Origin of the sequence: Moorena producens PAL-8-15-08-1, assembly GCF_001767235.1 — a bacterium.
Taxonomy (GTDB): Bacteria; Cyanobacteriota; Cyanobacteriia; order Cyanobacteriales; family Coleofasciculaceae; genus Moorena; species Moorena producens_A.
Genome location: NZ_CP017599.1, coordinates 5,605,094 through 5,616,120, shown reverse-complemented (window position 1 = coordinate 5,616,120; position 11,027 = coordinate 5,605,094). Strand labels below are relative to the sequence as shown.

At 47.4% G+C, this 11,027-nt stretch carries 4 protein-coding genes; all 4 read left to right on the top strand.

Going from position 1 to position 11,027, the window contains the following annotated elements; translation table 11 throughout:
- Positions 1 to 15 precede the first annotated feature (15 nt).
- The 4 genes from rpoB (at position 16) to BJP34_RS20485 (ending at position 10,250) form a co-directional block, all read left to right on the top strand.
- A complete protein-coding gene (gene rpoB / locus BJP34_RS20500; RefSeq protein ID WP_070393945.1) occupies positions 16 to 3,405 on the top strand; it encodes a DNA-directed RNA polymerase subunit beta in 3,390 nt (1,129 codons plus the stop codon).
- Between the two features lie 46 nt (positions 3,406 to 3,451).
- Positions 3,452 to 5,329, top strand: coding sequence for a DNA-directed RNA polymerase subunit gamma (locus BJP34_RS20495; protein ID WP_070393944.1), 1,878 nt, complete (start codon positions 3,452 to 3,454; stop codon positions 5,327 to 5,329).
- A 200-nt stretch (positions 5,330 to 5,529) separates the two neighbouring features.
- Positions 5,530 to 9,483, top strand: a complete 3,954-nt coding sequence (locus BJP34_RS20490; RefSeq protein ID WP_070393943.1) for a DNA-directed RNA polymerase subunit beta' — start codon at positions 5,530 to 5,532, stop codon at positions 9,481 to 9,483.
- Positions 9,484 to 9,827: 344 nt separating this feature from the next.
- A complete protein-coding gene (locus BJP34_RS20485; RefSeq protein WP_070393942.1) occupies positions 9,828 to 10,250 on the top strand; it encodes a hypothetical protein in 423 nt (140 codons plus the stop codon).
- Positions 10,251 to 11,027: the final 777 nt, after the last annotated feature.

Sequence of the window (11,027 nt, the reverse complement as noted above, 5' to 3'; positions counted from 1 at the left end):
TGAACAACAGACCCCATGACTAATCCGACTTACACAACAGCTACCTATATGTTGCCAGACTTAGTTGAAATTCAGCGTGCTAGCTTTCGCTGGTTCTTGGAGGAGGGGCTAATTGAAGAACTCAATAGCTTCTCGCCGATTACCGACTACACTGGCAAAATGGAGCTGCACTTCTTGGGTGAAAACTACAGGCTGAAGTGTCCTAAATATGATGTGGATGAAGCCAAGCGGCGAGACAGTACCTATGCCGTACAAATGTACGTTCATACCCGCTTGATTAATAAAGAAACCGGCGAGATCAAAGAACAAGAAGTCTTCATCGGTGATTTGCCTCTGATGACAGACCGAGGAACATTTATCATTAACGGTGCTGAGCGAGTCATTGTTAACCAAATTGTTCGCTCTCCTGGAGTTTACTACAAGTCTGAAACTGATAAAAACGGACGTCGTACCTACTCAGCCTCCTTGATTCCTAACCGGGGTGCTTGGTTGAAGTTTGAAACTGATAAAAATAACTTAGTTTGGGTGCGCATCGACAAAACCCGTAAACTCTCTGCACAAGTGCTTTTAAAAGCTTTGGGGCTTGGTGATAGTGAAATTATAGATGCTATGCGCCACCCAGACTACTATCAAAAAACCCTTGACAAAGAAGGGAACCCCAGTGAAGAAGAAGCCCTGCTGGAGCTGTACCGCAAGCTGCGTCCTGGGGAACCTCCCACTGTTAGTGGTGGTCAGCAGTTATTGGAATCCCGTTTCTTTGACCAGAAGCGTTATGACCTAGGTCGGGTCGGTCGCTACAAAATCAATAAAAAACTACGGCTGAATATTCCTGACACGGTAAGGGTATTGACCCCCCAAGATATACTAGGGGCAATAGATTACCTAATCAACCTGGAATTTGACATTGGTAGCACAGACGATATTGACCACCTAGGGAATCGCCGAGTACGCTCTGTTGGGGAACTACTGCAAAACCAAGTACGGGTGGGACTCAATCGCCTAGAGCGGATTATTCGAGAACGGATGACCGTTTCAGAATCCGATACCCTTACCCCAGCATCATTGGTAAACCCCAAACCCCTAGTAGCAGCGATTAAAGAATTTTTTGGGTCCTCTCAGCTGTCCCAGTTTATGGACCAGACCAATCCATTAGCTGAATTGACCCATAAACGGCGTCTGTCTGCCCTAGGTCCTGGGGGGTTAACTCGCGAACGGGCAGGTTTTGCAGTGCGGGATATTCATCCATCTCACTATGGCAGAATTTGCCCCATTGAAACTCCAGAAGGTCCCAATGCAGGTCTGATTGGGTCCTTGGCAACCCACGCTCGGGTTAACAATTATGGTTTTATTGAAACTCCTTCTTACCCAGTAGAAAATGGGCGAGTCCTAAAAGACCGACCGCCCTTGTACATGACCGCAGATGAAGAAGATGACCTGAGGGTAGCACCAGGAGATATTGCCTTAGATGAGGAAGGTTACATCCTGGGAGAGTCTGTACCAGTCCGATATCGACAAGAATTTACAACCACCACCCCTGACCAAGTGGACTATGTGGCGGTATCACCAGTGCAAATTATCTCCGTTGCCACCTCTCTAATTCCCTTCTTAGAACATGATGATGCCAACCGAGCTCTGATGGGCTCAAATATGCAGCGGCAAGCTGTGCCATTGCTTCGACCTGAGCGCCCCTTAGTGGGAACAGGATTGGAAGCCCAGGCCGCTCGGGACTCTGGTATGGTCGTGGTTGCTGCCAGTGATGGTGAGGTGGTGTATGTCGATGCCAACACAATTCGGTTACAGCCTTATCAAACCACCATCAAAGATACCCCAGCCCTGCCAGGGGGAAAGGGCAATGAAAATGAGTTAGAATTCCCTATCCCTATCCAACCAAAAGAAACCCCAGCAATTATTGAATACTCCCTCCAAAAGTACCAGCGCTCTAACCAAGATACCTGCTTGAATCAACGGCCCTTGGTGTATGTAGGAGATGAAGTTGTGGCAGGTCAGGTCCTGGCAGATGGCTCGGCTACGGAAGGGGGTGAAATCGCCCTGGGACAAAATATTCTAGTAGCTTATATGCCTTGGGAAGGCTATAACTACGAAGATGCAATCTTGGTTAGTGAACGGCTAGTTTACGATGATGTCTACACAAGTATTCACGTTGAAAAGTATGAAATAGAAGCGCGACAGACTAAACTAGGTCCGGAAGAAATAACCCGAGAAATTCCCAATGTGGGAGAAGATGCCCTGCGTCAGTTAGATGAAACCGGGATCATTCGCATTGGAGCCTGGGTAGAAGCTGGGGATATCTTGGTGGGGAAAGTTACTCCCAAGGGGGAATCAGACCAGCCACCAGAAGAAAAACTCTTGCGAGCTATATTTGGAGAAAAAGCGAGGGATGTACGGGACAATTCTCTACGAGTGCCCAATGGTGAAAAAGGGCGTGTGGTAGATGTGCGGGTATTTACCAGAGAGCAAGGGGATGAACTGCCACCGGGAGCCAACATGGTAGTGCGTGTATATGTGGCTCAGAAACGGAAAATCCAGGTTGGTGACAAAATGGCAGGTCGTCACGGCAATAAGGGAATTATTTCCCGGATTTTGCCCATCGAAGATATGCCCTACCTGCCGGATGGTACACCTGTAGATATTGTACTCAACCCCCTGGGAGTACCCAGTCGGATGAATGTGGGTCAGGTATTTGAATGTCTATTAGGATGGGCTGGGGAACACCTGAATGCCCGATTTAAGCTTACTCCCTTCGACGAAATGTACGGCGCAGAAGCATCCCGCCTCACAGTCCATAACAAGCTTAAAGAAGCCAGTGATCAACCTGGTAAAGAGTGGGTATTTAATCCCGAGCATGCTGGAAAAATTACTGTATACGATGGTCGTACCGGAGAAGCCTTTGACCAACCAGTCACAGTAGGGCAAGCCTATATGCTCAAGCTCGTTCACTTGGTAGACGATAAAATTCACGCTCGCTCCACCGGACCGTACTCCCTAGTCACCCAGCAACCGTTGGGGGGTAAAGCCCAACAAGGTGGTCAGCGGTTTGGGGAAATGGAAGTCTGGGCATTAGAAGCATTTGGAGCATCTTACACCCTCCAAGAATTGCTCACTGTTAAATCAGACGATATGCAAGGGCGCAATGAAGCTCTCAATGCCATTGTCAAAGGAAAAGCTATTCCCAGACCTGGTACTCCCGAATCATTCAAGGTACTGATGCGAGAACTCCAATCCTTAGGACTCGACATAGCTGTTCACAAAGTGGAAACCACAGAAGATGGTAGTAGCAATGATATGGAAGTGGATTTAATGACCGATTCAGAACGCCATCGCACACCACGCTCACCAACTTATGAATCCCTCAACCAGGAAGAGTTGGAAGAAGAACAAGCCTAAAAGGTTGCTCTATAGGAGTGTCTGTCAATAGGGAAATGACAAAATTATGAAAAGCCAAATAGAACAGCGGTTTGACTACGTAAAAATTGGTATTGCCTCTCCTGAGAGAATTCGTCAATGGGGAGAAAGGACTCTTCCCAACGGTCAAATGGTCGGTGAAGTGACTAAGCCAGAAACCATTAACTATCGCACCCTCAAACCGGAGATGGATGGGCTGTTCTGTGAGCGCATCTTTGGTCCAGCTAAAGACTGGGAATGCCATTGTGGTAAGTACAAGCGAGTGCGCCACCGAGGTATTGTCTGTGAACGCTGTGGTGTGGAAGTGACCGAGTCCCGGGTCAGGCGTCACCGTATGGGATACATTAAATTAGCCGCACCCGTGGCTCACGTCTGGTATCTCAAAGGCATTCCTAGCTACCTCAGTATTTTGCTTGATATGCCCCTGCGGGATGTAGAACAGATTGTCTACTTCAACGCCTACGTAGTACTAAACCCAGGTAATGCGGAAAACCTTAGCTATAAACAGCTACTCACCGAAGACCAATGGCTGGAAATTGAGGAGCAGCTCTATAGCGAAGACTCAGACCTATCTGGGGTAGACGTGGGGATTGGGGCTGAGGCTCTGCAACGACTCCTACAGGATTTGGATTTAGACGCGATCGCAGAAAAGCTGCGAGAAGAAATTGCCGCTTCTAAAGGTCAAAAGCGAGCTAAGCTGATCAAACGGTTGCGGGTGATTGATAACTTTATTGGCACCGGGGCTCAGCCAGATTGGATGGTGCTGAGTGTTATCCCTGTCATTCCCCCCGACCTGCGACCGATGGTGCAACTAGATGGGGGTCGCTTTGCTACCTCTGACTTGAATGACCTCTATCGACGAGTGATCAACCGCAACAATCGACTAGCCCGGTTGCAGGAAATTCTGGCACCAGAAATTATTGTCCGCAATGAAAAGCGGATGCTTCAGGAAGCTGTGGATGCCCTGATTGACAATGGCAGGCGAGGACGGACGGTGGTAGGGGCAAACAATCGACCCCTGAAGTCCCTCTCTGACATTATTGAAGGTAAACAGGGTCGCTTCCGGCAAAACCTGCTAGGAAAACGGGTGGATTACTCCGGACGGTCAGTGATTGTAGTCGGCCCAAAGCTGCATATCCACCAGTGTGGTTTGCCCAGAGAGATGGCGATTGAGCTGTTTCAACCTTTTGTGATTCACCGCCTGATTCGTCAGGGTTTAGTGAATAACATAAAAGCAGCTAAGAAATTGATTCAACGGGGAGATCCCACTGTGTGGGACGTACTCGAAGAAGTGATTGCAGGTCACCCGGTGATGCTAAATCGAGCCCCAACTCTACACCGACTAGGAATTCAAGCCTTTGAACCTATTTTGGTAGAAGGTCGTGCCATTCAACTGCACCCCTTAGTCTGTCCAGCCTTTAATGCTGACTTTGATGGCGACCAGATGGCAGTACATGTGCCTCTATCCCTAGAATCCCAAGCAGAGGCTAGGTTGTTAATGCTGGCATCCAACAATATTCTCTCACCAGCAACAGGTCGCCCTATCATAGCACCGAGTCAAGATATGGTCTTGGGATGCTATTATCTAACCGCCAAAAATCCCAATGCAACCAAAGGCGCAGGTCGTTACTTTGCTAACCTCGACGATGCAATCAAAGCCTACGAACAAAAGCAAGTACACCTGCATGCCTATATTTGGGTGCGCTATGACGGCATAGTTGACACAGACGAACCAGATACGCAGATGATTTCTGAAGAATCTTCACCCGATGGTATGGTGACCAAAGTCTACAACAACCGGCGAGTGAGGGAAACAGCCAATGGTGAACTTATTTCCCAGTACATCCGCACCACCGCAGGTCGGATCATCTACAACAAAACTATTCAAGAAGCCCTATGGGGCTAGGTAAAAGGTAAGCATTTAGCATTTAGAATGCGTGAATTTAGAATTTAGAATGCGTGAATTTAGAATGTGTGAATTAGGAAATTTTTGATAATTTAGAATGCGCGAAATCATGATTTTAAAGTCTTAGTTCTGAATTCTAAATTCTGAATTCTAAATTCTGAATTCTAAATTCTTAATTAGTCATCCCCTTCAAAAGCATCATGGCAGATAAAAAAGCTCAAAAAGACTTGATTTTTTATAACCGGATTGTTGATAAAGGTCGGTTAAAAAAGCTGATATCTTGGGCGTATACCAAATACGGCAGTGCCCGCACAGCCCAAATGGCCGATAAACTCAAAGATCTGGGGTTTCGCTATGCTACCCAGGCAGGGGTTTCTATCAGTGTAGATGACCTGCAAGTGCCACCAGCTAAACGCCAAATGTTAGATGAGGCGGAAGCTATGATTCGTGCCACAGAAGGCCGGTTCACTAGGGGTGAAATTACTGAAGTTGAACGGTTTCAAAAAGTTATCGATACCTGGAACGGAACCTCTGAGGCTCTCAAAGATGAGGTGGTCCGTAACTTCAAAGACACAAACCCCCTCAATTCAGTGTACATGATGGCTTTTTCCGGAGCACGGGGTAACTTGTCTCAGGTGCGGCAATTGGTAGGTATGCGGGGTCTGATGGCTAATCCCCAAGGTGAAATTATTGACCTACCGATTAAGACTAACTTCCGGGAAGGCTTAACGGTAACCGAATACATTATCTCATCCTACGGAGCCCGCAAAGGCTTGGTGGATACTGCCCTAAGAACGGCTGACTCTGGTTACCTCACCCGTCGTCTGGTAGATGTTTCCCAGGACGTGATTGTACGAGACCTTGATTGTGGCACCAGTAGGGGCATCAAAATCACACCCATGACCGATGGCGATCGCGTTTTAATTCCCCTAGCGGATAAGCTCTTAGGTCGAATTGTAGCAGAGGAATTGGTTCATCCAAAAACCGGGGAAGTAATTGCTAAACAAAACCAAGATGTATCTGATGAACTAGCCAAAGAGATTGAATCGTCTGGTATTAAAGAGGTAATGGTGCGATCGCCTCTAACCTGTGAAGCCCAGCGGTCAGTTTGCCAGAGATGCTATGGTTGGAGCTTAGCTCATGGGCACATGGTGGATTTGGGCGAAGCGGTGGGGATTATTGCTGCCCAGTCTATTGGGGAACCAGGAACTCAGTTGACTATGCGGACCTTCCACACGGGGGGTGTGTTTACCGGGGAAGTGGCACGCCAGCTCTCTGCTCCCATGAAGGGTGTCGTAAGCTTTGGCAAAGGCCTACGTACCCGCCAAGTTAGGACTCGCCACGGTGACGACCGTCAACAAGTGGAACTAGCTGGGGATCTGATTTTGCAACCCACCAATGGCTCTGGCAAAACCTTTCCTTTAACAGCGGGCTCCTTGGTCTTAGTCAGTGATGGGCAAACAGTCAGCAAGGGTGATCTCTTAGCAGAAGTAGCCCTGAGTAAAAGCCGTCCTTCCACAGAAAAAGCGGCTAAGGATGTGGCATCGGACTTAGCCGGGGAAGTGCTATTTGCGGACTTAGTCCCTGAGGAAAAAACAGATCGACAGGGTAATACAACTCGGATTGCCCAACGTAGCGGTTTGCTCTGGATTTTATCTGGGGACGTCTATAACCTACCCCCTGGTGCGGAACCAGTGGTGAAAAATGGGGATAGTGTAGAGATTGGGACAGTGCTGGCGGAAACTAAATTAGTCACACTTAACGGTGGTGTGGTGCGACTGACCCCAGGCAAAAGAGAAATTGACATTATTACAGCTTCCGTCCGCTTGGATCAATCACAGGTGAGAATGGAAAGCACGGGGGGTCGGGAACAATATGTGATTCACACCGCCAATAATCAGCACTTTTCCCTGAAGGCAACCCCTGGCACAAAGGTAGTCAACCACCAGGTGGTAGCGGAACTGATTGATGACCAATACTACACTAAAACCGGTGGCATTATTAAATATGCTGGTGTAGAGGTGGCTAAACGGGGTAAAGCCAAGCAAGGTTACGAAGTTACCAAAGGCGGTACCTTACTCTGGATTCCGGAAGAATGCCATGAGGTCAACAAGGATATTTCCTTGCTGCTTGTGGAAGACGGTCAATATGTGGAAGCAGGCACAGAAGTGGTTAAGGATATCTTCTGTCAGTCCTCCGGTGTGGTGGAAGTTGTCCAAAAAAATGACATCCTCCGGGAAATTGTGGTTAAGCCTGGAGAATTTCATCTGGTGGAAAACCTACCAGAGACCATGACTAGTGAGGGTCAGCTAATCTATCCCGGCTCGGAGGATTTGCCAGGGATAACGGTAGACTACCTTTGTTATGGAGAAGCAGTTGACACACCTGATGGTATGGGACTGTTGCTGCGGCCAGTAACGGAGTTTGCTGTACCAGATAAGCCAGCGGTTCCCTCTCAGGCGTCCATTAATACCCAAAACAATTCCAACGAAGGTACCCAAGGAACCCAGATTGAATTGCGAGCCATCCAACGCATTCCCTATAAGGATGGAGAACGGGTCAAGTCTGTAGATGGGGTGGAATTACTCCGCACCCAGTTGGTATTGGAAATGAGCAACCCCGATGGTAGCAATGACCATACTAGTAGTTCATCCCAGCTGAGTGCTGACATTGAGTTAGTTGCTACTGAGGAGGAGGAAGCCTCTGAGGATATGCGATTACAACTGGTGATCCTGGAGTCGTTGGTGCTTCGCCGGGATACCAATGCAGATCCGTTAGGGGGCAATACCAAAACCCGGGTTTTAGTCAAAGATGGGGACGAAATTCCTCCAGGTGCGGTAGTGGCTCGAACAGAAATTCAGTGCAAGGAAGCTGGTGAAATCCGGGGGATTCAAGAAGGATTGGAAGCCATTCGCCGAGTACTGGTGGTCAGGGATGCTGACCGAGTGACAATGCCGATTACCTCTCCTGCCACAGTTAAAGTAGGGGATTTGGTCGTTGGTACCAACACCTTAGCTGAAGGGACACCTGCTCAAGAATCAGGTCAGGTGGTAATGGTAAGTGATGATGCCGTTATCCTGCGACTGGCTCGTCCATACCGAGTTTCTGCGGGGGCAATTTTGCAAATTGACAAGGGAGATTTGGTGCAGCGGGGTGATAACCTGGTGCTACTGGTGTTTGAACGGGCCAAGACAGGGGATATTATCCAAGGTTTGCCCAGGATTGAAGAACTACTAGAAGCTCGCAAACCCAAAGAAGCCTGTATCTTGGCCAGACGTCCTGGAGAAGCCCAGGTGATTTATGAAGAAGGCGAAACCGTTGATATCAAGGTAATTGAGTCAGATGGAGTCGTGACCGATTACCCCATTTCCCCTGGGCAAAATGCTATTGTTTCCGATGGTCAGCAAGTCGGTACCGCTGAACCCATCACCGATGGCCCAGCCAATCCCCATGAAATTTTAGAGATTTTCTTCAACTACTGTCTCGAAAAGAGAGGTGTCTACGAAGCGGCTTTAAAGGGATTGCAACAGGCACAGGCATTTTTGGTCAATGAAGTGCAGTCGGTGTATCAGTCTCAAGGAATTGATATTGCTGATAAGCATATTGAGGTGATTGTTCGTCAGATGACTTCTAAAGTCAGGGTAGACGATGGTGGTGATACCACTATGCTACCAGGAGAACTTGTGGAGTTGCGGCAGATTGAGACAGTCAATGAAGCTATGGCGATCACTGGTGGTGCCCCAGCTCAGTATACACCGGTACTACTGGGAATTACCAAAGCATCCCTTAATACAGATTCATTTATCTCTGCTGCTAGCTTCCAAGAAACTACTCGTGTGCTTACAGAAGCAGCCATCGAAGGTAAATCTGACTGGCTCAGGGGTCTGAAGGAGAATGTCATCATTGGACGTCTGATTCCCGCAGGGACTGGCTTCAATGCTTACCAAGAGAGCAATATTGGTAGTCCAGAACCAGAATTCGACCATGAGAATAGCATGGTCTATGGCTATGGTGAACCCACCGATAGTCCTGAATTACCGCAAGACAACCTTCTTGATGATAATACTGCTCGTGCTTACAACTTAGATGAGGGGAGTAATTTGGCTGCTGATCCTAGCAACTTAGACCTCTTGAATGGAAATTTTCCAGAATAAGATTGAACTTACCCCTGGATAAATCCTGGTGAAAACAAGGGCGTCTGAATCACGAGCTTTTTAAATGCTTATGATCAGACGCCCTTAAAATATGATTCAGTATGATTAAGTCCGATTATTGATAATATCCTAAGGTTTGGTTCCGATTAAAACACCAAAGGCCGATCTTGACCAGGCTTGAAGCTAGCTGTATGCTTAGCTCTGGATGCAGTCGCTCATCGATTTTCAACAGGGCTTAACAAGGTGCAGACGCAACCCTTGGCACACAGCCCCCAATGATTAGTAATACACCAGTACTGGACTGAAGTAGTTTCATCTCAAAACAATAATAAGGGGTTATAAACATGGCAACTGTCAGCAAAAGTGAAAAACTCAAGGAAATACAGGAAGCCTATAAAAAAAGTAATAATTCGATGGCTTATGAGTTGTGTAGAGTATTTGAACAGGTCTGGCAAGTTGCTCCCGATGAATCAGCCTTAGCAATAGCCAATAAGATTATGTCGAAAGATATATCTTATTTTATGTTTGTGTTTGATTTGGACACGGAGGAAGGTTATCGTGAAACTATCAAACAGGCTAGCAAGGAATCCTATGGGAGTCGTAGAGAATGGCGTCAAAAATTAGAAGACTTAGAAGGTAAAAAACAGCTGGAAGCAGAAGAAGAGGAAGTTAAGGAAAATTTGTTAAACTTACTAAGTGATTCTAGCGCTGATACTGATAGCAAAATCAGAGAAAATTTATTAGAGATAGTAAAAGGTTGTCTGTAATCCAACCAGAGAATTACCCGGCTCTCTACAACCATTAATATTGCTTGAATGCTCCCTTGCTACAGGTTACAGGTGAATCAAAGTCGGGTGCATCTCATATTTGTAAAAAAAGTTGCGTAGGGTGTGTTAGGGGGGCCTCATTTTCCGCTCAAGCGCCAGGGTTTAGACAGCCCGCCCCGTAACGCACCACCTTGTCAAACAACAAAAATGAGATGCACCCTCAAAGTCTCTCTGGCTCACATAAGCCTTGATCAGCTTAGTTATTGACAAAATTCATAACTGGGGGTATAGAGTTAATCAGACAATTGGGGAAAACGCGATTGACCTACGGTCACGCTACGCGATCGCATTCGCAACATCCCCTGTCCCACTTAGGTTGATGTAGTTGATGTAGGGTCGGCAGTGACGCAGACGGATTCACCAACCTAGCCATAGGGTTGAGTTTGCACTGCCCACCAAACGATTAATCACAATAGTCCCAGATCTCAGTTAAACGGAGTTGATGTAGGGTCGGCAGTGCAGCAGACGGATTCACCAACCTAGCCATAGGGTTGAGTTTGCACTGCCCACCAAACGATTAATCACAATAGTCCCAGATCTCAGTTAAACGGAGTTGATGTAGGGTCGGCAGTGCAGCAGACGGATTCACCAACCTAGCCATAGGGTTGAGTTTGCACTGCCCACCAAACGATTAATCACAATAGTCCCAGATCTCAGTTAAACGGAGTTGATGTAGGGTCGGCAGTGCAGTAGACCGATTCACCAACCTAGCCATAG